Genomic DNA, 25608 nt, shown 5'->3' on the forward strand with positions numbered 1-25608 from the left:
ACCCACCTCGAACTTCCGCCGGGCGCCGCGAGCGCCCGGCCCACATCACGGAGACACCCCTGATGACCAGCTTCACCTTCGCCCCGGCCACGCGTGAGCAGGCAAAGGCCCGCATCGCCCTCCAGGGGCCGGCCGGGTCCGGCAAGACCAAGTCCGCCCTGCTCATGGCCGAGACCCTGGCCGCTGGCGGCCCGATCGGCCTCATTGACACCGAGCGCCGGTCCGCCGCCAAGTACGCGCCGGTGCCCGGCCGGCCCGACCTTGGCGGCCACCAGTTCCTTCACCTGCCCATGGACTCCTACGACCCGCGTGACCTGGCCAAGGCCGTGCATGCGGCCGCTGACGCGGGGATCGCGTGCCTCATCGTCGACTCCTGGTCGCACTTCTACGCCGGGAAGGGCGGCCTGCTGGAGCTGGTCGACGGGTTCGGCCGCAAGGCCGGAGCTGCAGGCACCTTCGGCGGCTGGAAGGAGGCCACGCCGATCGAGCAGGAGACCCTCGACACGCTGCTCCGGTTCCCGGGCCACCTGATCGTCACGCTGCGGACGAAGAACGACTACTCGCTGGAGGGCGGCAAGGTCACCCACCACGGCGTCAAGGTCATCCAACGGGAAGGCACGGAATACGAGTTCGACGTCATCGCCACCATGGTGGAGGGCACGGCGACGTTCACGAAGACCCGCTGCCCCGCACTGACCGGGGCCGTGTACCGGCACCCGGGCGAGGATGTCGCCAACGTGATCCTGGAGTGGCTCGGCGAGGGCGTCGACCCTGTCCAGGTGATCCTGGACGACCTGCTCGCCGAGGGGCTGACTTACCAGGCTGCCATCGACCTGCACAACCGAGCTAAGGGACGGAACCTGCTGGACGCCGCCGTCCAGCACCCGGTGTCGAGGGCGTCGATGACGCTCGGAGCGCTGATCGCTGAATACGGGCAGGCCGCGAAGCCGAAGGCGGCGCCGACACGTCCGCAGCAGCCGACCGACCACGAGGTCGCCCTAGCCGCATCCTCGCAGTACCACGCCGTCCGGGTCGACGCCCACTCGGTCACGGACGAGCGGCTCGCGGCGGAACGGCCCACCGCAGCACCAACGGACCCGCGCGCGAGGGCGCTCGACGAGCTGCGTGGCGCCGCCGTCGCGGCGGACGTGGCGGCCACCCTGGAGACGGACTTCGCCCAGTCCTATGGCGTCGCCCTCACCGGCGCCACAGTCGAGCAGATCCGCGAGATGGCGGCCCTGCTGCGGGGTGCGGCATGAGTCTCCAGGACGCTGCGGCCCGCGAGGCCGTGCTGAAGGCCCTGTCCGACCGGATCGGGGACGCGCTGAAGGCGGTCCGCACCGAGGTGCAGGCCGAGTTGGATGCGGCGGCTGGCGTGCGGCAGATCGAGGCGCGGCTGCCTGACGGCAAGTTGGTCGCGAAGGTCTCGCTGACCGACCCGGCTCCGGCAGCGGTCGTCACCGACCCGGATGCCTACCTCGCCTGGGTCCGTGACCAGCACCCGGCCGGCAAGGACAACGTGGTCCGGCGCTTCGTCACCGAGGTCCGCCCGGCGTTCACGACCGCGCTGCTCGCCGAGCTCACCGCCGCTGGCGTGCCGCAGTGGTGCGACCAGCAGACCGGCGAGGTGCACGACGTGCCCGGCGTCGAGATCCGGGCCACCCGAGCCCGCTCGCACTCGGTGCGGTTCGAGAAGACCGGCCGCGACCTGGTGGCCGAGGCCTGGCAGGCCGGTCTGTTGGCCGACATCGTCCTGCCGCAGATCACCGCCGGAGGTGCCGAGTGAACGCCGCCCTGCCACCGACCAGCATGGACGCTCTCCGCGAGGAGGTTGAGCGCCTGCGCGTCCACCTCGCCGAGTTCGTCGGACACGAGCCCACCATCCGCGAGGAGATGGGCTACCTCAGCAGGGAGCGCATGCGCCTGCGTAGCGAACGCGACCGGGCGCGCCGGATCGCGGTGCAGTTGGAGCAGGAGAACGCCCGGCTCCACCAGGTGATCGGCTTCCTGCTCACCAACCCGCTGCAGCGCATGGCGATGCGCGTCTGGACGAGCGACATCGACGCGATGCTCGGCCGGGTTGAGCTGGCTGACCTCGGCAACGACCGCACCGAGATCACCTACCAGTGGCTCCAGGACCGGCTCGCCGCCCCGGACGGTGCGTCATGACGCCCGAGCAGCGGGGCGAGCTGGCCGAGCGGCTGCTGCCCCACGCGGCCGCCCTGGTCTGCCTCGTCCACGGCGACGGCGACCGGCGCGACATCCAGCAGGCCCTCGCCCGCCTCACCCAGGTCGAGCGGGACGCCCTGCCGGTGGTGCTGGCCGCCCTGGTCGACCCGGACGCCGAGATCGCCGACCTGCTGGCGTTCGTCACCTGGGATGAGTACGGGCGCCCAGCCACACCGGTTCGGGTCTCCGGGTCGGTTCGGGACCTGGCCGACGCCGTGGAGACGATGCCGTCGCCCCAGGGTCGGGCTGCGGCGATCGTGGAGGACACGGCCGAGCTGGTACTGCAGGGCCTGCCGCGTTCCGCGATCGCCGACCGATTCGGCGTGACCTGGAACGCGGTGCAGAAGGCCCACGAGCGCACCGGCGTCCCGCTGCCAGCCATCATCGCGGACGAGTTGGCGGGTGCCGCATGACGCTCATCATCAACCGAGCGGCATGGGTCGACCGCGCGCTCTGCCGCGGCTCCGGGCACCTGTTCTTCCCCGAGGGCCAGCATGCCCGGCACCGTACCGAGGTCGCGGTCCGGATCTGCGCGGCCTGCCCGGTCACGGCGCAGTGCCTGCAGCTCGCGCTCGACGCCGAGGGCAACGCGGCTGCCGGCGCCCGGTACGGGGTCTACGGCGGCCTCACCCCGGCTCAGCGCCGCAAGGTCTACGACCGCCGCCGGCAGCGCAGCACCGAGCAGGCCGCGTCATGACGCGCCGCCACCAGTTCGAGACGGACCCGCTCGACCAGGGCGCCCCCGTCATCAGCGCCCACACCCGCACCACCGTTGCCCAGCGGGCCCGCGCCCGTCGGTACGTCGCCGCCAACGCACACGACACCGACGACCTGCGCGACCTCCTCGGCTACCTCGGCCTCAACGACCCGACCGAGATCACCGCCCAACTCGCCCACCGCCACCAGCAGGGAGACCAGACGTGACCACCGAGACCGCCGCCCCGGCCAAGGCCACCGTCAACGCCTACAAGCTCCGCCAGCTGCTCGCCAAGGTCGAGCCGCACGTCAACCACGGCGACTACTACCCGGGCATCGCCGGACTCCGCCTCGAAGGCGACGGCCAGCAGCTCCACGCCATCGCCACCGACCGCTACACCATGGCCATCGCGCGCACCAGGACCTCGGGGGCCGGCGACTGGGCAGTCACCATCCCCGCCGCGCGGCTCAAGTCCCTCCGCCACTGGGTCAAGGGGCACGACCGCGACACCCTCATCGACATCACCCCGTCGGCCCGCAGCATCGCGTTCACCAGCCCCACCGCCGAGCTCAGCATGGCCGGCGAGGACGGCGACTTCCCGAAGTGGCGCGCCATGGTGGCCAAGCTCCTCGCGAAGGACCCGCAGCCTGTCCCGCTGACGGCCGTCACCAGCGAATACCTCAGCCGCTGGGGCGCGGCCAGCACCTGGCTGAGCGTCACCCAGGCCGGTCCGAACGAGCCGTTCATCTTCTTCGGAGACGACTTCATCGGCCTCCAGATGCCGGCCCGGCGCGAGGACGGCGCCACCCGCGAGAAGGCCATCGCGCAGTGGAGCACCACCCTCGGTGCGGCCCCGGCCGAGACGGTGGAGAGCCCGATGCTGGACAAGCCCTCCAGTGCAGTCCCCGCCGCCACACGCGAGCTGCTCCGGCAGGTCCTCATCTCCGCGAACGACCTGTTCGAGGACGACGACGCGCACCCGTCCGCCATCGGCGCCCACGCCAGGGCCGGCGTGCACGCCTGGATGGCGCACCGCCTGCTCCAGGCCCTCCAGGTCACCGACTCGCGCCTCGCCGAGCAGGTGCTGCGGTCCCTCGACGACGAGCTGGAGGCCGGTGACTTCTCCGAGACCGCCTGGGAGGAAGCCGACGCGCTTGGCCACGACCCGAAGGCATGGATCGACGACTACGCGGCCGCCCGCGCACGCCGCGCCGAGAAGGTCGCCGCCGAACGCGAGGCCGCCGCGCAGCTGACCGCCAGCGACTGACCCGCACCGCCCTGACGGCCCGTGGCGGGGCCGGCACCAGCCCCCCCGCCACGGGCGCACCACCCACCACCGCACCGCCGGAAGGACCACCGTGACCCTGGACGCCATGTACTGGGTGTGGCTGCACTCCCAGTCGAAGGGGACCGGCCGGCACTGCCTGCTCGCCGTCGCCAACAAGGCGCCCGGAGCGGACTGTGTCGCGTCCGTCAGCACGGCCGAGTTCGTCCAGTGGTCGAACGCCGCGAAGTCCTCGGTCGTCACCGCAGTGGACAAGCTGCTGCAGTCAGGTGAACTGAAGCTCATTCAGCCGGCCAGCGGGAGCCGCGCCGCGGTGTACGCGCTGCCTCTCGCGGTCGGCTACAAGAGGCCGAAGCCGGGTTCTCTTGGTCCGGTTTCCGGACCAAGAGAAGACGAAGCTCGGTCCGGAAACGAGACCAAGAGCGACCCGTCTTGGTCCGGAAACCGGACCGAGAGCCCAGAACCTCTTGGTCCGGAAACAGGACCATCAGGGTCCGGAAACCGGACCAATAAGGGTCCGGAAACCGGACCCCTCTACCAATCCCACTCTCCCAAGAGGGAGAGAGCGATCGACGCGCCAGCCTCTGGCGCCAGCTTCCCCGAGTTCGCCCGGCCCCTCGCCGACCAACTCCAGCTCGCCGGAGTCCACGTCCGCTGGCCCTTCAACCCCGGCGAGTGGACCAAACTCCACGCCGCGATCCTCAAGTCCGGCATCCCCGCGCTCGTCGAATACGGCCGCCGCACCTGGGACCGCCAACGCGGAGACATCGACTCCGCCCGCTACTTCCTCCGCGGCTGGTGCGAACTTGCCCCCCTGCCCTCCCCAGACGCCGAACGGCCACCCCTGCACGCCATCAACACCGGCAGCAGCAACAGCGGCTGGCAGCCCTACAGCAACCCCACCGACCACTCGGTGTACGAGAACGGATGGACCTGATGCCCGAGCCCCAGACCGTCGGCGCCGACGACGCACTCACCCAACTCGCCGACATCCTCGCCGCCCGCGGCATCACCCCACCCACCACCCACGAGCTCAACGGCTACAGCCCCGACGAGCCTGGCCACCCCGCCTACCACCGCCAGCAGCGCATCAACGCCGCCCTCGCCCGCTGGACCACCGCAACCCCACTCCGCTACCAGCACGCCACCGCCACCGACCCCCGCGTCATCCACTGGGCCGCCGACGTCGTCGCCAGCCCCGACAACGCCCGCAGCCTCCTCATCACCGGCAACACCGGCACCGGCAAGACCCACCAGGCCTACGGCGCGCTCAAGCTCATCGCCAACCACGGCCCCAAGAGCTTCCAGATGATCGCCACCACCAGCGCCGACATGTACGGCAGCCTGCGCCCCTCCGGCGCGGCCGGCGCCGCCGAACACGGCCTGAAGAAACTCTGCGAGATCCCGCTGCTCCTCCTCGACGACCTCGGCTCCGCCAAGACCAGCGAGTGGACCGAGGAGATCACCTACCGGCTCATCAACTACCGGTACAACCAGTGTCTCCCGACGATCTTCACCAGCAACCTGCCCGCCAAGACCAGCGACGGCCGCGACCTCACCACCACCCTCGGCGAACGCATCGCCTCCCGCCTCGCCGAGATGACCACCGTCGTCCCCATGGCCGGCACCGACCGCCGCAGGGCCAACTGATGGGCGCCGCGCGGCCCGCCGAACTCCACCTCGGCCAGCGCCCGGACGAGTGGGCCATCGCCTGCCCCGTCGCCCACTGCCTCGCCCGCCCTGGCGCCGCATGCAGCACACCCACCGGCCGCCGCCTCACCGCGGGCAGCCACCCCAGCCGCCTCGACGCGTGGCTCGTCCAGCAGCACGGCGTTCCGGCCGCAACGCCTGACGGCGGCAACGACGCCCGCTGACGGGCCGCCAGCCATCGCAGACCGGACACGCCGACCCCGCGCGCCCGCGAACCACCCCACAAGCCGCCACAACCGCCCTGGAGCGATTCCGCCATGACCGACACCCAGCCCGCTGCCCGCGAGGCCGACGCCGAGTCCGTCGACTGCCAGTTCTGCGGTGACACGATCGCCTGCGAATGCGGCGACTGCCACTGCCCGGAGGCAGCTGAGGCCGAGCCCACCAGCCTCCTCGTCGCCCGCACCACCACCCCTGACGCTCCGTTCGAGGCCGACAGCACGGCCGACTGGGCGGCTGCCGTGGAAGCCGCGACCGGTATCCGCCTCGTCGTCGATGACGGGCTCCCGCCGTGGGAGGCCGTCTACGAGTCCGCCACGTTCACGAGCCGCCTGCTCGCCTACTGCCAGGACGAGACCACGGCGCGTGGCGCAGCCGAAGCCTGGCTACGGGAGCACTGCACCGACGCGGCCGGCCTCGTCTGGACCCCGGACCCGCAGATGGCCGTCCGGGAGTGGGACCAGTGGTGGTCCCTGTCTCGTACCCACGAGGACGGCACGCCGCTGGACACCGAGATCGTCGTCCGCCGCCGCGCCGCCGCCCAGGAGGGCTGACCGATGAGCACCAGCACCTTCGCGCACGAGTGCGAGACCCTGATCCGCGAGAGGTGGGCCCGGGTCTGCGGCGACCAGCCCACCGAGATCACCATCAGTACGCAGCCGCCGCTCGTGATCGGCCCGTACACCCAGGACGGCCTGCGCTGCCCGCACGGCATCACGTACTGGCTGGAGCCGACCGGTGAGCAGATCGCCCAGTGGGTCCGGGATGGTGTCGAGTGACCACCGCCCCGTTGTCCGACGAGCAGTACGCCGCCATCCGCGCCCGCGAAGCCGCCGCCACCAAGGGCCCGTGGTGGGCCGACAGCCACGAGATCTACTCCGGCCCGCACGACATCCCCGGCCTCGGCGAGTGGGTTGCCGAGACCTGCGTGGCTGACGAACTCGAACGGTCCGAGGCGAACGCCCACTTCGTGGCTTCCGCCCGCACCGACGTGCCTGCGCTGCTTGCCGAGGTGGACCGCCTGCGCGCCGAACGCGACCAGGCCCGCGCCCGACTGGCCACCGTGGAGGCTGCCGAAGGTGCAGCCCGCGCCGCCATGGAAGCCATCTTGCTCGTCCCCGACCGCGACCCGGACGCCGCCGACAGCAGCCCGGAGTGGCACGCCCGCATCGGCTACAACGACGCCCTCTCGGACGTCCGCGACGCCATCGGCACTACGGCCTTCGAGCCGCGCCCCACCCGCGACCAGGTCCTCGCCGAAGCCGCCGACCACCTGGACCGCATCGCCGACGAGACCGAGGCCCAGGTTGCCGCCCACTACGGCCACTCCGGGATCGGCCCCGGCTCCGCCGACATGGTCCGCGAGTGCGCCCGCACCCTGCGCGGCCTCGCCGCTGACGCCCCGCACCCCAACTGACCACTGGAGAGGAGCCCAGACCGTGCCGCACCCCAAACTCCACCAGATCCGGCGCCTCATCGACGCCGGCCTCACCAACACCGCCATCGGCCAGCAGCTGCACGTCGAACGGCAGACCGTCGGCCGGATCCGCCACGAACTCGGCCTGCCCCTGGTGCCCCGGCAGCCGCTGACGGTCGAGGAGAAGTGGCGGCAGCGCACCCGCGAACTCCCGGGCGGCCACCTCGAATGGACGGGCGATACCAGCACCGGCCGGGGCGTCCCAGTCCTGCGGCACTCCGGCCAGACCTACACCGCCGGCCGCGTGGCGTTCCGTATACAGCACGGCGCCGACCCAACCGGCCACGCCAAGCCCGACTGCGGTGTGCGGTACTGCGTCGCTCCGGCTCACCAGTACGACACCGCTGCTCGCCAGCCCGTGCGTGAGCCGCTCGTCCGGTACAACAGCGCGGAGGCGAAACTCGCCGCGCTCACCGAGGCCACGCCGGACGGGCACCTCGCGTGGGCCGGTCCGACTACTGCCGACGGGCGCCAGATCCTCACGCACGGCGGTGTCAACCACACGGCCGCCCGGGTCGCGTTCCGCGCCAGGTGGGGCCGCGAGCCGATCGGTGTCGTCCTTCCGAGCTGCGAGTACCCGCGCTGCCTGCTGGGCGAGCACCTGGACGACACGAAGGCCCGCAACGCCTACCGGGCCATGTTCAGCGCCGTGTTCGGCCGAACCGCAGCCTGACGCCTGCCTGACGGCCGTCACCACCCACCCGGGGCCGCTGACCGGCGGCCCCACCACCAAGGAGCAGCACCGCCCATGGACATCCGCATCGACCGCGCCGCCAACCGCATCGTCTTCACTACCGACCGCGGCGTCATCGTCAACATGCCCGCCGAGATCACCAGCGACGACGCCACTGCCACCGAGCTGACAGTGCCCGCTCTGGAGAGCATCACGTTCGCCGACGTCATGACCTACGTCGGGTCAAGCGAGTGACCGCCGAGCCGCCGCCGGACGACGACGACACCATCCGCTGCTGACCACCCACCAGGAGCACCTGATGACCGACTACGCCCGTCACGCCCGCGACGCCTACCACGCCTACGGCCAGTCGACCGGCTGGCTCACCCACGACGGCCGCCAGATGCCCGGCTGGAACGACCTCGGCGACGCCGTGCAGGCCGCCTGGACCGCCGCTGTCACCGCCGTCCTGCCGCCCCTCACCGTCGCCCTGACCGTCTACCAGGCCTGGTGGGAGGACTACGCGAACTGGGACGGCCAAGCGATGTACCTCGACGCCGACACGGCGAAGGAGCAGGCCGCCACGGACTACGTGGCCGAGGAGTACGGCGACCAGGACGACCCCGAGAGCGCGCGGCCCGGCGAGCTGACGTGGGGTCGCGTTGGCAGCGGATGGAACCTTGCCGACAGCGACCGGTCGACCGCCGTGCACGTCGACCCGACGCCCGTCTACCGGCGCCGCTGACCACCCTGCCGCCCGCCTGGTCACCCGCCAGGCGGGCACCCCGAAGGAGCGCCATGACCGACCAGCCCACGCTCGCCGTCACCGAGTACACCCTGAACGCCCTGCCCACTGAGGCCCGTACCGCCGACTGGTGGAACTGGAACGTCTACGCCCGCCGCAACCGGGCCGGCAGGTGGATCGTCACCACCGGCGGCGAGTTCTACGACACCGACGGTCGCCCGCACGGCACCGCCCACGAGGCCGGCCACCACACCCGCGCCGACGCCATCGACCTCGCCACCCGCGTCGCCAGCACCATGACGGTCATGGGCGAGACCGCCACGCAGGCCGCGGACCGCATCCTGAGCGCCGCGTCATGACGGGCTACATGGCCGCCTGGCTTGCCCTGATCACCGTGCCCGGCATGGTCCTGCTCGCCCTCGTCCGCACCGACCGGTGGCTCGACTGGCGCCGCGACCGCAAGGCGATGCGCCGCCAGGTCGATGAGGTGCTCGCCGACGCCGAGCACCGCCGCCACGCCGCCGAGTCCGGCCTGTTCGCCATCAACCCCGAGGAGAACGACCCGTCATGAGCACCGTTCGCCCCGGTCAGATCTGGCAGGACAACGACCCCCGCACACACGGCCGACAGCTCCGCATCGAGACCGTCGACACGACCCACGCCACCGCTGTTCCCGTCGCAGTCACCCCGCAAGGCGCCGTCGCTCTGCTGCCCGGGCGTGCCACCCGGATCCGCGTCGACCGGTTCCGGCCCACCAGCACCGGCTACCGACTCATCCAGGACGTCGACGGGAAGTCCGACCCGTCATGACGCCCCGACAGCCCGCTGTACTCGGCCGCCAGCTCAGCCGCCGGGAGCTCCAGGTGCTTGCCCTCGCCGCGCACGGCCGCACGAACTCGGCCATCGCCCGCGAGCTCGGCATCTCGTTCGACAGCGTCCGCACCTACCTGCGCACCGCCTACAGCAAGCTCGGCGCCCGCGACCGCGCCCACGCCGTCCACCTCGCCCACGACCAGATCACCAGGACGGAGACCGCCCCATGACCCACTTCCCGACCGTGCAGGGCCGCTGCCCTGCCTGCACCCGCAGCACCCTGATCCTCGGCGCCGGCGGCTACGTCACCTGCGCTCACCTCGAATGCCCCGACCCGACCGCGGCCAGCAACCTGCTGGAGCAGCACCCGGCCCAGCAGAGCGCAGAGCTGGAGCACTACCGGCGCACCGTCGCGCTGATCGGCGAACTGTGCCGCCGCATCCGAGTCCAGTCCGACCACGCGCCGGACGACTACCGGCTCGGCCACAACCACGCCGCGGGCCGCGTCGTGCGACTCCTGCAGCGTGCCGAACAGCGGCTCACCATCACGATGGGACAGCACCGATGAGCAGCGACCACTACCTGACGCAACTCCAGGACCAGCGCGACAGGCTGCAAGAACAGCTGGCCGCCGCCGAAGCCGAACGGGACGGCGCCTACCGCGAGCGCGCCCACCTCGTCGCCTGGCTCGCCGCACTCCACCCCGCCGTCATCGCACCCGCCCCCGACATCGACGAGCCCGGCTGGCAGATCATCTATCTCCAAATCAGCCCTCACCGCCAGGCCAGTTGGCACATCAGTCCGCGCGACGCCGACCTGTTCAAGCGGGTCGAGCACGTCCCCGCTGACGACCCGCGCGCCCAGTGGGACGGCCACACCACCCGGCAGAAGTACAACCGGATCCGGCACCACACCACCGTGATCAACCTGCTCAGCGGCGCCCACCCGGTCGACCCCGTGACCCGAGCAGGAGTCGCCGAGGCCCGCATCGCCGCCATCCGGGCGCTCGCCGCCGACATGCGGCAGGTGCTCGAATACGAGGGCCCGCGGCATGCCCACCTGGCGGCTGGCGTCTGGGACACCAGCGGCCTGCCGTGCGGGCACTGCGCCCGGGTCCAGCGGCTGCGCGCTGGTCTCGCCACCCTCGACGGCCCCTCCGAGCGGCTGGCCTGCTGCGTGTGCGGCAGCGCGAGCGCCACCTACTTCAACCACCTCGGCCTGGCGTTCTGCCCGCTGTGCGCCGACTGCCACTGCAGTCAGACCCCGTGCGAACGGACCGGGGTCAACGATCCCGCCGTGAGCAGCGTCGTAGCCGCCGCCGAGCCTTGCACCGGTCGGCCCGGGTTCTGCCGCAGCTGCCGCACCATCCACCTCAACACCCCGTCATGACGGGCCGGTTCGAGGACGAGCGGTGGGCCTGGTACGACCACGAGCCACCCGACGAATCCGACGACGAGCCGCCCGACGGCCGCCTGCTCACCGCCGCCGAGGCGCTCGCGCTCCGCTACGGCCGCCCCGTCGACACCCCCACCGACATCGCCAACTACCAGCCCACCACCTGAACGGAGCGCCGATGGCCATCCTCATCGCAGCCGTCACCAGCCTCGCCCTCGCCGCCTGGGTCCTCGCGGCCAGCATCCGAGCCGACCGGGCGGCCCGCGCCGAGCGCGATGAGACGACCCAGCTCCAGGAGGCCGGCGACGGTCACCGGACGCCCTGACGGCTACTGCCTGACCGTCATGACGCGGCTGGCGGGCCGTCCGACGCGCGATCACGCAGCTCGGCGAGCGCCCGCTGTGCCGACTCGTACCAGTCCACCGGCACGAGCAGCGCCGCCGTCTTGCCGTGGCGGGTGATCGCGGTGTGCTGGCCGGCGAACTGGGCGGCGTTGAGGAGGTCGCCGAGCTTCTTGCGGGCCTCTTCGGTGGGGACGGTCTCGGATGCGGTCATGAGTGAAGCGTAAGGCCCTACTGTTCCTTAAGAAAGTTCCTTAAGGTCCTTGTGTTCTGTCCTGTAGTTCCGTAAGGTTTGTAAGGCAAGAGTGAGACGCAAACCGAGGAGCACAAGATGGCCGCCAGCACCCACACCCACTGCCTCCGCTGCGGCCGCACCCTCAAGAGCGCCACCAGCCAGGCCCGCGGTCGTGGCCGGCACTGCGCCGCCAAGGTCCGCCGCGCCGCGGTCGTCGTCGACCTCAGCGCCTACAAGCCCGCGCAGATCGCCAGCGCGCAGGAGCTGATCGAGGACGCCGCGATCATCCCGATCCGCGGCAACCGCATCTACCGCTCCGTCAGCAGCGACGGCAGCGAGCTGTACCTGACCGCCGTCACCGGGCACTGCAACTGCCCGGCCGGCCTGCGCGGCACCCGTTGCTACCACGTCGCCGCTGCCCAGCTGTTGGCCGCCGCCTGACCGCCACCCAGACCACCCACCTGCAGAAGGAAACCCGATGTCCAGCACGGCCCGCATTCTCTGCGCCCACGGCTACGTCCTCATGCAGGACTCGTGCCCCGGCTGCGACTCCGCCGAGGAGACCCCGCACCCCGCCGACCCGGTCAAGGTGCGGCCGTCCTGGTCGTCTCGCACGCTGACCCGCTGTCGGACCTGCGGCAAGACGCCTGGTCACCAGATCCACAAGACCGCCTGATGGCCGCCGGGTGCGCGACTCGCGCGTGCACCCGGCGAGCACTCACCTAACCCCCACCCCAACCAGCAAGGAGCACAAGGCCGATGACCGACCCTTACGACGACGACTCGGACTACGACGAGGACGACAGCACCTCGGAAGAGTGGCAGCCCGGCGAGTGCGACCGGTGCCACGGCGAGACCGTGTACGGCCCGCTCGGCCCGGTGTACTGCGCCTGCGCCATCGAGCAGGGCGCGGCCGACGAGGACTGTGTCTGCGGGCCCGAAGAGGACTGATCGCTCAACCGGCCCGGCAGTCAACCAGGCTGCCGGGCCGACCCACATGCCACCCAGGAGGCCCGTCATGACGACCGCTGACACCCTCGCCGCCGCTCGGCCGGCCGCCCCGATTGCCACGCCGGACGCCGAACAGCTCACCTGCGAGGCCTGCGACCGCACCACCGACCCGGACGAGTTCCGCGCCTGCGAGGCCGGCGAGATCGACGACCCGATCTGCGACGAGTGCCTCGCCGTCCAGCAGGACACCGCCGACTGGGACCGCTACAACGCCACCGCCTACTACTACCGCTGACGGCGCCGGCTACTCGGGGTCCAGTGGCTGGGCATCGGCCCATTGCTGCACGAACTCCACTCCAGCTGGTGTGAACTGGTAGATCTCAGCCACTGGCAGGGTGGCGCCGCCGCTCACGATCCGTCCGCCCGTCCAGGGCAGTTGCTTCAGATACCCGTCCCGGATCAGGTACCACAGCGAGATCTCGGAACCGGGCCCCATCGCGATCTGATCACCCGGAGCCGCCCCCGCCGCGAGCTTCGCCGCGAACGCCTCAATGAGGCGGCGCTCAACGTCTCCGTACCGGCTGTTCATCACGGCCAAGTTGGCCTTGTACAGGCGCAGCGACTTGCGGTCGATCTGACCGGGCCTGTCGCCCTTGCGGGCGTGGCAGGTCGGACAGAGCGCGATCAGATTCTCGAACTCGTGAGTCTGGACCTTGGCCCAATCCTCGATGTGCTCGATCTCGACCGGGTGCTGACGGCAGGCCGGTACGGCGCATCGGTGCCCGGCCTCAACCAGAACACGGCGTCGAAGCTCTGCGGGAATCGCGGGACGTCCATCAGCCATGTGCGGATCCTAGGTGACTTGGCTCATGACGGCCGTCAACCCCCGCTGACCAGCGGCGATTTGACGACTGCGGGAATCCGTGACGGACCGTCGTAAACCCTGCTAAAGTGCCCCGTACTACAACAAAAAAGCGGCCCCACCGGGAGACTGGAACTCTCCTGGCAGGGCCTGACCACAGGAGACTTGACCTCCCATGGCTGTCGCACAGACTACTGCGACCAGCGGCTTGACGGTGCACACCCCCGTCATGACGCCATCGCGCACCATCCGACACTGGCGCCCCACCCTCTGGCTTGCGGTCATCGCCGCCGGCGCCACCATCGCCCTCACCGGCGTGACGTTCTGGCTCTCCTACGAGGCGCTCCACGACCTCGCCGCCAGCCACCACCTCGTCGCCGCCCGCGCCTGGGCGTGGCCCGCCACCATCGACGCGTTCATCATCGTTGGCGAAGTCCTCATCCTGCGCGCCTCGTTGCTGCGCCGGATCGACTGGCTCGCCGTCCTCCTCGTCGCGCTCGGATCGGTCGGCTCGATCATCCTCAACATCGTGTCCGTCGGTGCGCACGTCGACGGCACGACCCGGGTCGTCGCCGCCGTCCCGCCGGTCGCCGCGCTGCTCGCGTTCACCGCGCTGATGCGGCAGATCTACCGGGCGCTCTCCACCGACGCGGCACCGCGCGGCGGCGAGGCACTGACGGGCGTCAGTGGCCCGTCTGACGAGGAGTTCGCCCAGGCTCGGGCCGACGCGCTAGTGGCCGTCGCCGCTCAGCTCCCGCCGCTGCCTCCGATGCCGCCCGAGCCGCCCATCCTGCCGCCCGCTCCGCCAGAGACGCCCGCTGAGGAGGCCGCGCCAGAGGCCGGCCCGAGGCCGATCGTCTACAGCAACCCCGGCTGCTACGCGATCAGGCCCCTGTACGACGCTGGGGCCCGCCCCGGAACAGCGGCCATGCGCCAGGCACTCCTCGACGGCGGACACGGCAACGTCTCCGACGGCATGATCCGCGGCACCCTGCGCGCCGAGATCGAGCGCCACGAGCCGCACCTGGCCGCGCTGCCGTCCGCCGTCCCGGCCCGCACCGCCTAACCCGCCGCCGTGCTCGCCCTCCTCTGGGCGATCCCCGCCATGCCCGCGCTCGCCGTCGTGCTCGTGCTGCTCCCCGAGCAGCACCGCGGCACCGCCATGCGCGCCGCCCTCGGCCTGTGGATCGCCATCACCTGCATCGTCCTCCCCGCGCTGCTCTCCAGGAGCTGAACCGCCATGACCTACCAGGAACGCGAGACCCACCCGCCGGCCGCCACCACCGACCAGTACGGCCAGCGCCAGTTCACCCCCGCGCCCGCAGCCGCCGACGTCGTCACGAACTTCGGCTGCGACTACGGCGACATCTACGCCACGCCGGCCGCCGGCAAGCAGGAGGGCTGACCGATGAGCCTCGATCTGCCCGCTCTGCCCGGCCCGGCCGCACCGCAGCCCCTGGAGCCCACCGCCGTCAGCACCGCGCCGCCCCGGTCGGAACCGGCGGCACCCGCGCCGACCGTCCTCATCAGCTCCCGCACCGTCAGCGCACCGCCCGCCCCTGAGCCCGAGCCTGATCGGCCGCCGAGCGCGCCCAAGCCGCCGCGGCTCACCGCCGCCGAGCAGCTGCGCGCCCGCAAGCTCCGTCACGCCCGCCGCCGGGCCGAGCGAGCCGCTGCCCGAGCGGCGGAAGCCGCCGAGGCCGAGCAGTACGACGAGGAGCTCCCCGACGACGAGCCGGAGCAGCAGCCGCGTGCCCGACGGCGCCACACCTACCGCCGCTACCAGCCGCAGCCGCACCGCCGCCGCACCCCTGACCAGCGTCAACGCGGCCGCCTCAAGACCCTCGTGGTCACTGCGGCCGCCGCCGGCATCGGCTGGTCCACCCCGGCCGGCCACCTCGCGTCCGGCCTCATCCACCAGCTCGGCGCGGCCAGCCCCGGCTGGGGCGTCGCCGGCGGCACCGCCATGGTCGCCGGCGCCGCCTACGTCGACTTCGTGCTCCGCGGCGGCCGCTCGCCCGGCGGTGCGATCGCCGTGCGCAACGTGCACTCCTGGGGCCTGATCTTCGTGGTCGTCGCCCGTATCCCGCTCGCCACCGTGCTCCTCGCCCTCTGCCTCTACGCCCCGGGACGGATCTGATGACCCTGCAGCAGCTCGCCGCCGACCCCAACGCGGCCATCACCACCGGCCAGCAGCTCCTCGGTTCCCTCGGCACCGGCGGCGCCGCCCTCGTCGCCACGACGGTCACCTACCTCGGCGTCCGCGGCAAGGGCCGCCTCAAGCTGGGCGACACCGGGGCGTTCGTCTCCGGCGTCGTCTCGGGCACCCTGTACGGCGCAGCGGCCACGTTCTGGACCGCGCCCGCCAGCATCACGAACGGCATGGTCGGGTCGATCACCGGCCCGGCCGGCCCGTTCGGCAGCGTGGGGCTGGGCGCGGTCGCCACCCTGATCGCCGTCATCGCCTACGCCGCCGACCTCAGCAGGGGCAAGAGCGCCGTCCTCGGCATCGCAGCCGCCACGGTCTGGGCGGAGGCCGGCGGAATCTGGTCTACGGCCGCGGTGGCTGTCAGCGGCGTCACCGGCCACTTCCTCGGGATGGCGTGATGGCCGTCAGCCTGATCAAACCCGCGCCCGAGGCGCCGCCGGACGAGGAACAGCCGCCCCGTCAGCCGCTGCTGGCCATGCCGGACCTGGCGCCCTATGTACGCGGCGGCAGCCACACTGTGCGGGCGCTCGGGAATGGCTCGGCCGCGCTCGCCCGCCGAATCTGGCGGTCCCCGAAGCTGCGGGCGCTCCTCGGCCGCGTCGACTGGGGCGCGGCGCTGCGGAACCCGGCGTGCTGGTTCTGCACCGCCGGCGCAGGGTTGGCCGCGTGGCGGATCATCGGCCCGTACGCCGTGCCCGTGGCGGCCGGGCTGGCCGCAGGCTGGGGGGTGCTCGCGCTGATGCACAGCAGCCCCGGCCCCGAGGCCGCCGAACCGGTCGAGGAGCAGCAGCCGGAAGCTCCCGCCAGTCAGGCCCCGGACGACCCCCGCGCGGCGTTCCTCGCGCACGTCCGCCGGGGTATCGGCACCGCCTCCGGTGTCCACCTCCGCACCCTCGCCACAATGGCCCCGACGGACGGCTTCACGATCGCCGAGATCCGGGCCCTGTGCGACCGCTACGGGGTGCTGGTCTCGGACCGCGTGAAGGTGGCCCGGAAGGTGTCTGTTGGGGTGCGGCTGGCTGACCTGCCGGCGCTCTCCCCGACCGTGGTCCAGGAGCGGGACCGGGCGGGTAGTTCCGCCGCGTGACCTGCGGAAACTACCCGCGAGCTACCCGAGAACTACCTACCCGACTACCCGTCAGAAACTTGCCGCCCCGGGCACCTGCCGGGGCGGCCACACCTGCGAGAGGATGCGCAGCATGAGCGACGAGCAAACCGCGCCCGCCACGGCGAACGAGCGCAGGCAGCGCCTGCTGGCGACGATCCGGCGCAGCGGTGGCACCTGGGACTGGCGTCGGGCCCGCGAGACCTACAACCCGCGGCCCGTGCCCAAGCGTGTCCGGGCCGACCTCCAAAGGCTCTGCAAGGACCGGCTGCTGGTGCGCATCGCGCTCGGCGAGTACCAGCTGGCCGACCGGTGACCGGCGATCTGGTGGCGTTCCTGCGCGAACGCCTCACGAAAGCCCGCTCAGGCGCCGGGGACATGACGCTGTTCCGCCGCCGCTCCCAGACTGACCCACTACCGCTAGCCAAGATGCGGCAGTTCGGGCCGTCCAAGGAGAACCTCGAGGAAATCACGGACTTCATACAGCTGAGGCTCTCCCTCATCACGCCACCGATGTTCCCGGCGCCCGACGACACCGGTCGAGCGATTCGGGCACTCGGTGATGTCGCTGTGTCAGCCCGCGTCGTCGGCAACCTGCAGATCGACCAAGGCGGAGCGGCCATCCTGGAGTGGGCGACACTTCAGTGCATCGCAGACCACTGGCGCGATCACCCCGACTACCGGAAGGAGTGGGACTCCATCAGATGACCGACATGACCATCGTGCGCGCCGTCCAGACCTGCCTGGCGTGTCCGTCCCAGTGGGACGCCTGGACTGACACCGGCCAGTACCTGTACCTCCGTTACCGGTGGGGAACCGGCACCGCCGAAGCGTTCCCGTCACCAGACGTCGACACGTGGCCTGACACCGACGCCACCATCGCCGAGTTCGACACCGGCCGCGACCTGGACGGAACCATCAGCCTCACCGAGTTCTGCGCCCAGGCCGGGCTCACCCTCGAACTCGCCGCCGTGCCCGAGCACTGACGTGGACCGCGCTTTAGCCGGGCTGATCGTGATCGGCATCGCCGCCGGGGCCTTCGGCGCCGTGTTCCCGCTCGTGTGGCTCTTCGAGCACACGGCCGCCCTGACCGTCAGGATCTGTCGCTGGTTGCGCGCTGCCCGCGCCAGCCGATGACCTGACCGGCGATCATCACCGCGACGCCGGCCACCAGCAGCACGACCGCCGCCGTCAGCCGCCCCGACACCACCTCGCTGCACGCGACACCCAGCGGATCCGTCAGGCTAGATGGGAAGAACCCGGACCCGCAGTCCCCATCCGGCAGGATCCCCACGACCGCGCCGCCGGCCGCGAGCAGCCGGCCACCCCACCGCAGTGCAGCCGCCGCGCGGCCCGTCGCCTCAGACATGCCCGCGAGCATCCCAGCCCGACAGGCTGAGCAGCCAGCCCGGCCACGGAATCGTGACCGGGCCGCAGCGTTCTCGTGCGCAACAGTGGGGGCACACCCACTATCGCGCTACGCTGAAAACCAGCGTAAGGAGGCAGCCCGCGTGAGCAACAACCCAGCAACGCGCGGCGGCGACGGCCGCTTCGACCGCAACGTCGCCACCGCCGAACAAGACGCCGAGGCCGCCCGCCTCCGCTCACGAGGCCTGACCTACCGCCAGATCGCCACCGAGCTCGGGGTAGACGTAGCCACCGCTCACCGCGCCGTGAAGCGCGCCCTGGACGCCGTTGTGGCCGAGCCGGCCGCCGACGCGCTCAGCTTCGAACTGCAGCGCCTCGACGAGGAACTCGTGCGCCTGGACGACCTGTACGGCCGGGTAGTCGAGGTACTGGAGCGCGAGCACGTCACTGTGTCGCAGGGCCGCGTCGTTGAGCACGACGGTCTCGCCGTTCCGGATGACGACTGGATCCTCCGCGCTGTCGACCGCCTCGTGAAGATCGACGAGTCCCGGCGCCGCAACGGCGAGTCCCGCCGCAAGCTCCTCGGCCTGGACTCGCCCGTCAAGACGCAGATCTCCGGCGGCCTGACCTACGAGGTGGTCGGCGTAGACCCCGAGGCACTCCGGTGATCGACCGAGCCCTGAAGGCCATCCTGCTGCTCTGCGCCGCCGGGCTGATCGTGGCCGTCAGCATGCTCGTTACCGCCGCTGCTGGCGTAGTCGCTGGCAGCGATGGCCCGAGCATCCCCGCGCCGTTCCTCGGGCTGTTCTACCTGCTGTGGGGCGTCTTCGGCATCGCTGGGGCATGGGTCGTCGCGCGACTGGGGGCGCAGCGGTGAGCGAAGCCATCTACCGGTACGAACTCCCTGTCGACGGCGACTGGCACACCCTGCCGCTCTCCGGCGCCGTCCTCCACGTCGACTGCCGCACGGCTGACACAGTCGAGCTCTGGGCGTACCACAGCGGAGGCCCAGAGCTTCCACGCGCCTTCCAAGTCGTCGGCACAGGCCAGCCCCTCCCCGCAGGCTGGAAACGGCATGTCGGGACGTGCCTCAGCCCTGACCGCCAACTGGTCTGGCACGTGGTGGAACAGCAGCCGTGACGACCGCGCCCCTGGTGCGCCGCTACCACCCGCGCGGCGCGCCATGACCAACACTGTCGTCCGCTACGAGCCGCGCGGCGCAGCGGCTGAGCTCTTCCGCGCCCGCGATCCCGAGCTGTGCATCGTCGGCGCCGCTGGCACCGGCAAGAGCCTTGCCTGCCTGTACCGCATGCACCTGATCGCCATTCAGAACCCGCAGTTCAGAGGCCTGATCGTACGCAAGACCGCCGTGTCGCTCACCTCAACCACCCTGGTCACCTTCAAGAAGAAGGTCGTTGCCGAGGCAGTCGCCGCCGGGGTGGTTCGCTGGTACGGCGGATCCCAGCAGGAAGCCGCCGGCTACTACTACGAGAACGGCGCCGTGATCAACGTCGGCGGCATGGACAAGCCCGAGAAGATCATGTCATCCGAGTACGACCTGGTATTCGCCGACGAGGCAACCGAACTCACCGTCGACGACTGGGAAGCGATCGGCACCCGCCTCCGCAACGGCGGCCTGTCCTGGCAGCAGCAGATGGCCGCCGCCAACCCGGGCCACCCCACCCACTGGCTGAAGCTCCGCGCCGACGAGGGCAAGCTTCGGATGCTCACCAGCGTGCACCGCGACAACCCGCGGTTCGTCAACGCCGACGGCACCCTGACCTCGGACGGCGTCGCCTATATGGCCAAGCTGGACGCCCTCACCGGTGTGCGCCGGCTACGCCTGCGCGAGGGGAAGTGGGCAGCCGCCGAAGGCCTGATCTACGAGGAGTGGGACCCGACCACCCACCTGGTCGACAAGTCCGTAATCCAACCCGGCTGGACTAGGTGGCTGGTCATCGACTTCGGGTTCACCAACCCGTTCTGTGCGCAGTGGTGGGCCGAAGACGGCGACGGCCGCTTGTACCTCTACAGGGAGATCTACAAGACGAAGACCCTGGTCGAGGACCATGCCCGGCACATCCTCAGCATCGTGGCCCCCGGAGGGAAGTGGATCGAGCCGAAGCCACGCGCGGTCATCTGCGACCACGACGCGGAGGACCGCGCCACCCTCGAACGTCACCTCGGGATGTCCACCAGCGCGGCCTCGAAGACCGTCAAGGACGGCATCCAGGCCACACAGGCGCGGCTGCGGCCGGCCGGTGACGGCAGGCCGCGGCTGTTCATCTGTCAGGACGCCCTCGTCGAGCGGGATGCCGCCCTGGTCGAGGCGAAGAGGCCGACGTGCACCGTCGAGGAGATCACCGGGTACATCTGGGATGCGCAGCCGGGCAAGCAGCCCAAGGAAGCACCGGTGAAGGCGGACGATCACGGCATGGACACGATGCGGTACATGGTCGCCGAGCGGGATCTGGGCGGCCGGCCGAGCATGCGGTGGCTGACGTAAGCAGCACCTTCACAGGAGATTCTTCTGTTCTGACCCGATGAAACAGGAGGATTTGTTGTCACCACGGTGATTCTGCGTACTATTTTCAGCATGGCGGCAGTGACTGGGTGGGCCCCCGCGCGACGCCCCCGGATCCCGGGGGCGCTCGCTGCGGCCGCCCGCGGCACCGCTACCCACGCCAAGACCGCCACTCAGCGCCTATCTGGCAGCTTCCTCACGATCGCCGGTCTCGGCTGCTTCGACGTAGGCGCGTTCACCGCCAACACCATCGCCGGATGGTTCGTCACCGGCGCATCTGTGCTGCTGCTCGACTGGAAGCTCGAAGGCTCCAGCCGCGGTGAGCACTCGTGAGCAGCCTGATCGGCAAGATCCTCGCCAAGGGTGCCGGCCAGCCAGCCGCTCCGGTCTCCTATGCCGCCGCCGGCCACCTGTCCCTGTCCTCGATGCAGGGTGGCGCCGATCCGGCCGGCTACATGCGGGCCTACGGCAGCTCGGGCACCGTGTTCAGCATCGTCAGCACGCTGGCCAGGCAGACCGCGAAGCAGCAGTGGCACCTCTACAGGCAGCAGCCGATCGATGGGCGGCGCCGGTACACCACCGCCGACAAGGGCAGCGACCAGCGCGTCGAGGTCATCAGGCACCAGGCGATCGCGCTGTGGAACCGGCCGAACGACTTCATGAGCGGCTTTCAGCTGCGTGAACTCTGCCAGACCTACCTCGACTTGACCGGCGAGGGCTACATCGTCGTCCAGCGCGACGGCCGGGCGACATTCCCGACCGGGCTGTGGCCGGTGCGGCCGGACCGGATGGAGCCCGTCCCGTCCCGCGAGCGGTACCTGGCCGGCTACGTGTACCGGGGCCCGAACGGCGAGGCGGTGCCGCTGCAGCCCGACGAGGTCATCCAGATCCGGTACCCGAACCCGTTCGACCCCTACCACGGGCTCGGGCCGATCCAGTCGATCCTCATCGACATCGACGCCGCGAAGTACAGCGCGCAGTGGAACCGCAACTTCTTCCTCAACTCCGCTGTTCCCGGCGGCGTGGTCCAGATGGACAAGCGGCTCAGCGACGACGAGTGGAACGAGTTCACCGCCCGCTGGCGCGAGAACCACCGCGGCGTCGGCGCGTCGCACCGCGTCGCCGTGCTGGAGAACGGCGCCGTCTGGGTGCCGAACGCGTTGTCGATGAAGGACATGGACTTCGCGAACCTGCGCAACGTCAGCCGCGACGTGATCCGCGAGGCGTTCGCCATGCACAAAGCGATCCTGGGCACCAGCGACGACGTGAACAGGGCGAACGCGCAGACGGCACAGGAGCTGTTCGAGGCGTTCCAGATCACGGACCGGCTCGACCGGTGGCGGGACACCCTCAACTGCAGCTACCTGCCACTGTTCGGCTCGACGGGTGAGGGCGTCGAGCTGGACCACGATGACCCGGTCACCCGCAACCGCGAGAACGACGCCCAGGAGCTGAAGGCCAAGGCTGCGGCGGCCTACCAGCTGGTGTCGGCCGGATACGACCCCCACGACGTGCTGGAGACGGTCGGCCTGCCCGACATGGGCGTAGCGGAGACCGCGACGCAGGCCCCGGCGCTCCCGCCGGCATGGGTCCCCGCGCTGCCGGCCGCGCCCGCACCGGGGCAGAGCGACGACGGCCAGGCAGACGACGGCAGCGCACTGGAGGCGATGATGGCACGGCAGTTGGCGTGGAACTCGGCTGGTGCCCGATGACGGCCCCACAGTCCCCTCCGCCCATGGACCCCGGCAATCAGCTGCTCGCCGGCGGCCCGGCGCAGCTGTCCATGTCCGAGGCGATGACCGCGGGCGGGAAGCTCGCGACCCTCACGGTTCGGACCGCCTCGACGACGCTGACTGTGTTCCTGGAGCGCGACGACCTGCAGACGTGGGCCAACACACTGCAGGCGGCGGCCGACCGGATGAGCGGCCTGACCGTGATCCGCGCGACCGGCGTGCCGGAGCTGGCGGGTGTGCCGTCATGAACGACCGGATTACCGCGATGCAGCGCTCCGCGCGCCGCCTCACCAACCTCGTGCAGCAGCCCAAGGCTGGCTGGTACCGGGTAGTCCGCAACGATGCCGGTCCGACGCGCGTGGACATCTACGACCAGATCGGCGGCGGCGGCTGGTTCGACAGCGGCGTAACCGCGGTCGACTTCGTCAACGAACTCGCGCAGATCAACGGCGACATCGAGGTCCACATCAACTCGCCGGGCGGCGACGTCTTCGACGGCCTGGCGATCTACAACTCGTTGGCGCAGCGGCCCGGGAAGGTAACCACGATCGTGGACGGCCTCGCCGCGTCCGCCGCCAGCTTCATCGCCATGGCTGGCACGCAGCGGCTGATCAGTCCCGGCGCCATGATGATGATCCACGAGGCGTCCGGGGTCTGCCTCGGCAACGCGGACGACATGCGCGAGACCGCCGATCTGCTCGACAAGGTCTCGGCGAACATCGCCTCGATCTACGCGGCCCACTCCGGCCGAGCGGACGGCTGGCGCTCCGCGATGCAGGCCGAGACCTGGTACACGGCCGACGAGGCCGTGGCCGCCGGCCTCGCGCACCGGATCGCGGAGCGACCGGCCGAGGGCGCCCTGGCCGCCGCGGCCGGCTGGGACCTGACCGCGTACGCCCGGGTGCCGGAGCGCCTGCGCAATGCCGCGCGGCCGGCCGCGGCCGACGGCGGCAGCACCCCGTTCGAGCCGGCCCCATACCGGCAGGGCAATGACGAGAACGTCCAATGCCCGACCTGCGACAAGTACAACGCGCCGGACGCCCGGTTCTGCGATCAGTGCGGCGCCAAGCTCGTCGGCCGCGACGACGTGTCAGAAGCCGCAAACCACGGCGGGCCGGTGCTCGGCGTCGAGTCAATGCCGGTGACCAACCGGGCGATGCCCGTCCACCACACCGCGACCGTTGACGAGCCGTGGGACGGCCCGGCGGCAGTCGCCGCGATGCCGAACGACGACCAGGTGTTGGAGTACTGCCACGCCTGGCAGTCGGCCGAGGCCGCCGCCGCGCCGCACAAGTCCAGCGACGACGACGCGGACGACCAGAAAGCCAACTACAAGTTCCCGCACCACAAGACCAAGGGCGGGCCGGCGAACCTCGCCGCGTGCCGCAACGGCCTCGCGCGTCTGTCGAACGCGGACATCCCCGACCTCGACCGCGACGGGGTGCGCGCGCATCTCCAGGCTCACCTCGACGACGCCAAGAGCGACGACGACAGCACCAACAACCATGCCGGGATGCCCGGCTGGCTCCACAACACCACCGCGCCCCGCCCGGCGTGGCTCAACTCCGCCAAGGAGGCGACGCAGTGACGATCACCATCCCGGACTCCCCGACGGGGCTCGCCGAGGTCCTGAACGACGGCGACAAGCTCAAGGAACTGTGGGCCAGCAAGGAGAAGCTCGGCGAGTTCATCGAGGGCTACGCCTCCGCCGTCGACAAGGCCAACAAGGGCGAGATCAACGCGCAGGCTCGCGAGCAGATGCAGCTCGTCCTCGCCGAGTACCTCAAGAACAACGGCAGCGACGCCCGGCCGCCGGTGGACCTGGCCGGGAAGCGGGCGGACAACCTGCGCCCGGAGATCAAGGGCTTGCCGTCCGGCGCCCGCAAGTCGCTCTACAACCGTCGCGCGCCTGGGGCGAACGCGGACGGCATCTTCGAGGACGCCTCCGAGTTCTTCCGGGCGACCTGGCATCGCGCCGACCGGATGCGGGACTACGACCAGTTGCGCCCGAAGCTGGAGCGGCTGCAGCAGATCCAGAACTCGTACGGCTCCGAGGTTCCCGGGGACGGCGGGTTCCTGATCCCCGAGGAGCTCCGCAGCGAGATCCTCCAGGTCGCGCTGGAGACCGCAGTCGTGCGGCCGCGCGCGACGGTGATCCCGATGAGCAGCCTGCGCGTGCCGATCCCGATGATTGACGACACCTCGCACGCGTCCAGCATCCTCGGTGGCGTGGTCGGCTACTGGACCGAGGAGGCCGCGGGCCTCACCGAGTCGCAGGCCTCGTTCGGCCGGGTCGTCCTGGATGCCAAGAAGCTGACCGCGTACGCCGAGGTCCCCAACGAGCTGCTCATGGACGCGCCGGCCTTCGAGGGTTTCTTCTCCGGCACCTTCCCGAAGGCCATCAGCTGGTTCGAGGACGTGGCGTTCCTCACCGGAACCGGCGTCGGCGAGCCGCAGGGCTTCATCAACTCCCCGGTATCCGTGCAGGTCGCCGCCGAGCCCGGCCAGCCGACCGGCACGATCGTGTGGGAGAACCTCGTCAAGATGTACTCCCGCATGCTCCCCACCTCGCTGGGCCGGGCAGTGTGGATCGCGAGCATCGACACGTTCCCGCAGCTCGCGACGATGGCGCTGAGCGTGGGCACCGGCGGTGGCCCGGTGTGGATCGGCAACATGGCCGGCGGCCAGGGCGGCATGGACACCCCGCCGATCAGCATCCTCGGTCGCCCCCTCTTCTTCACCGAGAAGGTGGGCCCGCTCGGTACGACCGGCGACATCAGCTTCGTGGACCTGTCGTACTACCTCATCGGCGACCGCATGGAGATGCAGTCCAGCGCCTCCGAGCACTACAAGTTCGCGAACGACAAGACCGCATACCGCGTGATCGAGCGCGTCGACGGCCGGCCGTGGCTGCAGTCCGCGATCACCCCGAAGAACGGCTCCAGCAACACGCTGTCGCCGGTCGTCCAACTCGCTTCCCGCTGAGCCAGCGGCAGTGACGCCCCGCTAACACCCAAGTCATCAGAGAGGCACAGCA

At 70.9% G+C, this 25608-nt stretch carries 48 protein-coding genes; 45 read left to right on the forward strand and 3 right to left on the reverse strand.

Annotation, left to right across the window (positions count from 1 at the left end):
- Positions 1-62: 62 nt before the first annotated feature.
- The 24 genes from P3T41_RS05790 (at position 63) to P3T41_RS05905 (ending at position 11568) form a co-directional block, all read left to right on the forward strand.
- Complete coding sequence (locus P3T41_RS05790; RefSeq protein WP_280688324.1) at positions 63-1259, forward strand: AAA family ATPase; 1197 nt, start codon at positions 63-65, stop codon at positions 1257-1259.
- Positions 1256-1786 carry a hypothetical protein gene (locus P3T41_RS05795; RefSeq protein WP_280688325.1) on the forward strand — a complete coding sequence of 177 codons (531 nt, stop codon included), beginning with the start codon at positions 1256-1258 and terminating at the stop codon, positions 1784-1786. The genes P3T41_RS05790 and P3T41_RS05795 overlap by 4 nt, the downstream gene beginning before the upstream one ends.
- Positions 1783-2169, forward strand: a complete 387-nt coding sequence (locus P3T41_RS05800) for a hypothetical protein (protein ID WP_280688326.1) — start codon at positions 1783-1785, stop codon at positions 2167-2169. Before P3T41_RS05795 ends, P3T41_RS05800 begins: the two co-directional genes overlap by 4 nt.
- On the forward strand, positions 2166-2642 hold the full coding sequence (locus P3T41_RS05805; protein ID WP_280688327.1) for a hypothetical protein: 477 nt from the start codon (positions 2166-2168) through the stop codon (positions 2640-2642). Before P3T41_RS05800 ends, P3T41_RS05805 begins: the two co-directional genes overlap by 4 nt.
- The gene (locus tag P3T41_RS05810) at positions 2639-2926 is read left to right on the forward strand and encodes a WhiB family transcriptional regulator (protein WP_280688328.1); all 288 of its coding nucleotides are present in this window, start codon (positions 2639-2641) and stop codon (positions 2924-2926) included. The genes P3T41_RS05805 and P3T41_RS05810 overlap by 4 nt, the downstream gene beginning before the upstream one ends.
- Positions 2923-3153 (forward strand): hypothetical protein, encoded by a 231-nt coding sequence (locus tag P3T41_RS05815; RefSeq protein WP_280688329.1) that lies wholly within the window; start codon positions 2923-2925, stop codon positions 3151-3153. Before P3T41_RS05810 ends, P3T41_RS05815 begins: the two co-directional genes overlap by 4 nt.
- Complete coding sequence (locus P3T41_RS05820) at positions 3150-4193, forward strand: hypothetical protein (RefSeq protein ID WP_280688330.1); 1044 nt, start codon at positions 3150-3152, stop codon at positions 4191-4193. The genes P3T41_RS05815 and P3T41_RS05820 overlap by 4 nt, the downstream gene beginning before the upstream one ends.
- 91 nt (positions 4194-4284) lie before the next feature.
- Positions 4285-5148, forward strand: coding sequence for a hypothetical protein (locus tag P3T41_RS05825; protein ID WP_280688331.1), 864 nt, complete (start codon positions 4285-4287; stop codon positions 5146-5148).
- Positions 5148-5861, forward strand: coding sequence for an ATP-binding protein (locus P3T41_RS05830; RefSeq protein WP_280688332.1), 714 nt, complete (start codon positions 5148-5150; stop codon positions 5859-5861). The genes P3T41_RS05825 and P3T41_RS05830 overlap by 1 nt, the downstream gene beginning before the upstream one ends.
- Positions 5861-6085 (forward strand): hypothetical protein, encoded by a 225-nt coding sequence (locus P3T41_RS05835; RefSeq protein WP_280688333.1) that lies wholly within the window; start codon positions 5861-5863, stop codon positions 6083-6085. Before P3T41_RS05830 ends, P3T41_RS05835 begins: the two co-directional genes overlap by 1 nt.
- 93 nt (positions 6086-6178) lie before the next feature.
- Complete coding sequence (locus P3T41_RS05840) at positions 6179-6694, forward strand: hypothetical protein (RefSeq protein WP_280688334.1); 516 nt, start codon at positions 6179-6181, stop codon at positions 6692-6694.
- A gap of 3 nt (positions 6695-6697) precedes the next feature.
- Positions 6698-6919, forward strand: a complete 222-nt coding sequence (locus P3T41_RS05845; RefSeq protein WP_280688335.1) for a hypothetical protein — start codon at positions 6698-6700, stop codon at positions 6917-6919.
- A complete protein-coding gene (locus P3T41_RS05850) occupies positions 6916-7557 on the forward strand; it encodes a hypothetical protein (RefSeq protein ID WP_280688336.1) in 642 nt (213 codons plus the stop codon). Before P3T41_RS05845 ends, P3T41_RS05850 begins: the two co-directional genes overlap by 4 nt.
- 22 nt (positions 7558-7579) lie before the next feature.
- On the forward strand, positions 7580-8290 hold the full coding sequence (locus P3T41_RS05855) for a hypothetical protein (RefSeq protein WP_280688337.1): 711 nt from the start codon (positions 7580-7582) through the stop codon (positions 8288-8290).
- Positions 8291-8365: 75 nt separating this feature from the next.
- Positions 8366-8545 (forward strand): hypothetical protein, encoded by a 180-nt coding sequence (locus P3T41_RS05860; protein WP_280688338.1) that lies wholly within the window; start codon positions 8366-8368, stop codon positions 8543-8545.
- A 64-nt stretch (positions 8546-8609) separates the two neighbouring features.
- Positions 8610-9035 carry a hypothetical protein gene (locus P3T41_RS05865; RefSeq protein ID WP_280688339.1) on the forward strand — a complete coding sequence of 142 codons (426 nt, stop codon included), beginning with the start codon at positions 8610-8612 and terminating at the stop codon, positions 9033-9035.
- 53 nt (positions 9036-9088) lie between these two features.
- Complete coding sequence (locus P3T41_RS05870) at positions 9089-9394, forward strand: hypothetical protein (RefSeq protein WP_280688340.1); 306 nt, start codon at positions 9089-9091, stop codon at positions 9392-9394.
- Entirely contained in the window at positions 9391-9606 is a 216-nt protein-coding gene (locus P3T41_RS05875) for a hypothetical protein (protein WP_280688341.1), read from the forward strand. Before P3T41_RS05870 ends, P3T41_RS05875 begins: the two co-directional genes overlap by 4 nt.
- Positions 9603-9845 (forward strand): DUF6354 family protein, encoded by a 243-nt coding sequence (locus P3T41_RS05880; protein WP_280688342.1) that lies wholly within the window; start codon positions 9603-9605, stop codon positions 9843-9845. Before P3T41_RS05875 ends, P3T41_RS05880 begins: the two co-directional genes overlap by 4 nt.
- Positions 9842-10078, forward strand: a complete 237-nt coding sequence (locus P3T41_RS05885) for a helix-turn-helix transcriptional regulator (protein ID WP_280688343.1) — start codon at positions 9842-9844, stop codon at positions 10076-10078. Before P3T41_RS05880 ends, P3T41_RS05885 begins: the two co-directional genes overlap by 4 nt.
- Positions 10075-10416: a DUF6085 family protein gene (locus P3T41_RS05890; RefSeq protein ID WP_280688344.1), complete on the forward strand. Its 342-nt coding sequence runs from the start codon at positions 10075-10077 to the stop codon at positions 10414-10416. The genes P3T41_RS05885 and P3T41_RS05890 overlap by 4 nt, the downstream gene beginning before the upstream one ends.
- Positions 10413-11237 (forward strand): hypothetical protein, encoded by an 825-nt coding sequence (locus P3T41_RS05895; RefSeq protein ID WP_280688346.1) that lies wholly within the window; start codon positions 10413-10415, stop codon positions 11235-11237. The genes P3T41_RS05890 and P3T41_RS05895 overlap by 4 nt, the downstream gene beginning before the upstream one ends.
- The gene (locus P3T41_RS05900) at positions 11234-11410 is read left to right on the forward strand and encodes a hypothetical protein (RefSeq protein ID WP_280688348.1); all 177 of its coding nucleotides are present in this window, start codon (positions 11234-11236) and stop codon (positions 11408-11410) included. The genes P3T41_RS05895 and P3T41_RS05900 overlap by 4 nt, the downstream gene beginning before the upstream one ends.
- Before the next feature lie 11 nt (positions 11411-11421).
- The gene (locus P3T41_RS05905; RefSeq protein ID WP_280688349.1) at positions 11422-11568 is read left to right on the forward strand and encodes a hypothetical protein; all 147 of its coding nucleotides are present in this window, start codon (positions 11422-11424) and stop codon (positions 11566-11568) included.
- 17 nt (positions 11569-11585) lie between these two features.
- Here P3T41_RS05905 and P3T41_RS05910 read toward each other — a convergent pair whose 3' ends face one another.
- Positions 11586-11798, reverse strand: a complete 213-nt coding sequence (locus tag P3T41_RS05910) for a type II toxin-antitoxin system Phd/YefM family antitoxin (protein ID WP_280688351.1) — start codon at positions 11796-11798, stop codon at positions 11586-11588.
- A 117-nt stretch (positions 11799-11915) separates the two neighbouring features.
- On the opposite strand from P3T41_RS05910, the gene P3T41_RS05915 reads away from it, so the two are divergent.
- The 4 genes from P3T41_RS05915 (at position 11916) to P3T41_RS05930 (ending at position 13065) form a co-directional block, all read left to right on the forward strand.
- Positions 11916-12260, forward strand: coding sequence for a DUF6011 domain-containing protein (locus P3T41_RS05915; RefSeq protein ID WP_280688353.1), 345 nt, complete (start codon positions 11916-11918; stop codon positions 12258-12260).
- Positions 12261-12297: 37 nt separating this feature from the next.
- Positions 12298-12495, forward strand: coding sequence for a hypothetical protein (locus P3T41_RS05920; protein WP_280688355.1), 198 nt, complete (start codon positions 12298-12300; stop codon positions 12493-12495).
- Between the two features lie 83 nt (positions 12496-12578).
- Positions 12579-12770: a hypothetical protein gene (locus P3T41_RS05925; protein ID WP_280688356.1), complete on the forward strand. Its 192-nt coding sequence runs from the start codon at positions 12579-12581 to the stop codon at positions 12768-12770.
- A 67-nt stretch (positions 12771-12837) separates the two neighbouring features.
- Positions 12838-13065: a hypothetical protein gene (locus tag P3T41_RS05930; RefSeq protein ID WP_280688358.1), complete on the forward strand. Its 228-nt coding sequence runs from the start codon at positions 12838-12840 to the stop codon at positions 13063-13065.
- Positions 13066-13074: 9 nt separating this feature from the next.
- Here the strand turns inward: P3T41_RS05930 and P3T41_RS05935 are convergent, their stop codons facing one another.
- The gene (locus tag P3T41_RS05935; protein WP_280688359.1) at positions 13075-13614 is read right to left on the reverse strand and encodes an HNH endonuclease; all 540 of its coding nucleotides are present in this window, start codon (positions 13612-13614) and stop codon (positions 13075-13077) included.
- 193 nt (positions 13615-13807) lie between these two features.
- On the opposite strand from P3T41_RS05935, the gene P3T41_RS05940 reads away from it, so the two are divergent.
- From P3T41_RS05940 to P3T41_RS05980, 9 genes are all read left to right on the forward strand, one after another.
- The gene (locus P3T41_RS05940; RefSeq protein WP_280688361.1) at positions 13808-14698 is read left to right on the forward strand and encodes a DUF2637 domain-containing protein; all 891 of its coding nucleotides are present in this window, start codon (positions 13808-13810) and stop codon (positions 14696-14698) included.
- 9 nt (positions 14699-14707) lie between these two features.
- The gene (locus P3T41_RS05945) at positions 14708-14866 is read left to right on the forward strand and encodes a hypothetical protein (protein WP_280688362.1); all 159 of its coding nucleotides are present in this window, start codon (positions 14708-14710) and stop codon (positions 14864-14866) included.
- A gap of 6 nt (positions 14867-14872) precedes the next feature.
- Complete coding sequence (locus P3T41_RS05950; RefSeq protein WP_280688364.1) at positions 14873-15037, forward strand: hypothetical protein; 165 nt, start codon at positions 14873-14875, stop codon at positions 15035-15037.
- 3 nt (positions 15038-15040) lie between these two features.
- Entirely contained in the window at positions 15041-15772 is a 732-nt protein-coding gene (locus P3T41_RS05955) for a hypothetical protein (protein ID WP_280688366.1), read from the forward strand.
- Positions 15772-16239, forward strand: a complete 468-nt coding sequence (locus P3T41_RS05960; RefSeq protein WP_280688368.1) for a hypothetical protein — start codon at positions 15772-15774, stop codon at positions 16237-16239. Before P3T41_RS05955 ends, P3T41_RS05960 begins: the two co-directional genes overlap by 1 nt.
- On the forward strand, positions 16239-16928 hold the full coding sequence (locus P3T41_RS05965) for a hypothetical protein (RefSeq protein WP_280688370.1): 690 nt from the start codon (positions 16239-16241) through the stop codon (positions 16926-16928). Before P3T41_RS05960 ends, P3T41_RS05965 begins: the two co-directional genes overlap by 1 nt.
- Before the next feature lie 112 nt (positions 16929-17040).
- Positions 17041-17262, forward strand: coding sequence for a hypothetical protein (locus P3T41_RS05970; protein WP_280688372.1), 222 nt, complete (start codon positions 17041-17043; stop codon positions 17260-17262).
- Positions 17259-17654, forward strand: a complete 396-nt coding sequence (locus tag P3T41_RS05975) for a DUF6221 family protein (protein WP_280688374.1) — start codon at positions 17259-17261, stop codon at positions 17652-17654. Before P3T41_RS05970 ends, P3T41_RS05975 begins: the two co-directional genes overlap by 4 nt.
- Positions 17651-17932: a hypothetical protein gene (locus tag P3T41_RS05980; protein WP_280688375.1), complete on the forward strand. Its 282-nt coding sequence runs from the start codon at positions 17651-17653 to the stop codon at positions 17930-17932. Before P3T41_RS05975 ends, P3T41_RS05980 begins: the two co-directional genes overlap by 4 nt.
- Positions 17933-18039: 107 nt before the next feature.
- On the opposite strand, the gene P3T41_RS05985 is transcribed toward P3T41_RS05980, so the two are convergent.
- Complete coding sequence (locus P3T41_RS05985) at positions 18040-18315, reverse strand: hypothetical protein (RefSeq protein WP_280688377.1); 276 nt, start codon at positions 18313-18315, stop codon at positions 18040-18042.
- A 142-nt stretch (positions 18316-18457) separates the two neighbouring features.
- On the opposite strand from P3T41_RS05985, the gene P3T41_RS05990 reads away from it, so the two are divergent.
- The 8 genes from P3T41_RS05990 to P3T41_RS06025 all read left to right on the forward strand — a co-directional run bounded on the left by P3T41_RS05990 (position 18458) and on the right by P3T41_RS06025 (position 25556).
- Positions 18458-18982: a helix-turn-helix domain-containing protein gene (locus tag P3T41_RS05990; protein ID WP_280688379.1), complete on the forward strand. Its 525-nt coding sequence runs from the start codon at positions 18458-18460 to the stop codon at positions 18980-18982.
- Positions 18979-19191 carry a hypothetical protein gene (locus tag P3T41_RS05995; RefSeq protein ID WP_280688381.1) on the forward strand — a complete coding sequence of 71 codons (213 nt, stop codon included), beginning with the start codon at positions 18979-18981 and terminating at the stop codon, positions 19189-19191. Before P3T41_RS05990 ends, P3T41_RS05995 begins: the two co-directional genes overlap by 4 nt.
- Before the next feature lie 306 nt (positions 19192-19497).
- Positions 19498-20820, forward strand: a complete 1323-nt coding sequence (locus P3T41_RS06000; protein WP_280688383.1) for a phage terminase large subunit — start codon at positions 19498-19500, stop codon at positions 20818-20820.
- A 90-nt stretch (positions 20821-20910) separates the two neighbouring features.
- Positions 20911-21171, forward strand: a complete 261-nt coding sequence (locus P3T41_RS06005; protein ID WP_280688385.1) for a hypothetical protein — start codon at positions 20911-20913, stop codon at positions 21169-21171.
- Positions 21168-22550: a phage portal protein gene (locus tag P3T41_RS06010; protein ID WP_280688387.1), complete on the forward strand. Its 1383-nt coding sequence runs from the start codon at positions 21168-21170 to the stop codon at positions 22548-22550. The genes P3T41_RS06005 and P3T41_RS06010 overlap by 4 nt, the downstream gene beginning before the upstream one ends.
- Positions 22551-22573: 23 nt before the next feature.
- Complete coding sequence (locus tag P3T41_RS06015; RefSeq protein ID WP_280688388.1) at positions 22574-22819, forward strand: hypothetical protein; 246 nt, start codon at positions 22574-22576, stop codon at positions 22817-22819.
- The gene (locus P3T41_RS06020) at positions 22816-24159 is read left to right on the forward strand and encodes a head maturation protease, ClpP-related (protein ID WP_280688390.1); all 1344 of its coding nucleotides are present in this window, start codon (positions 22816-22818) and stop codon (positions 24157-24159) included. The genes P3T41_RS06015 and P3T41_RS06020 overlap by 4 nt, the downstream gene beginning before the upstream one ends.
- On the forward strand, positions 24156-25556 hold the full coding sequence (locus P3T41_RS06025; RefSeq protein ID WP_280688392.1) for a phage major capsid protein: 1401 nt from the start codon (positions 24156-24158) through the stop codon (positions 25554-25556). Before P3T41_RS06020 ends, P3T41_RS06025 begins: the two co-directional genes overlap by 4 nt.
- The last annotated feature ends 52 nt before the right edge of the window (positions 25557-25608 follow it).

This window comes from Kitasatospora sp. GAS204B, from assembly GCF_029892155.1.
GTDB lineage: Bacteria > Actinomycetota > Actinomycetes > Streptomycetales > Streptomycetaceae > Kitasatospora.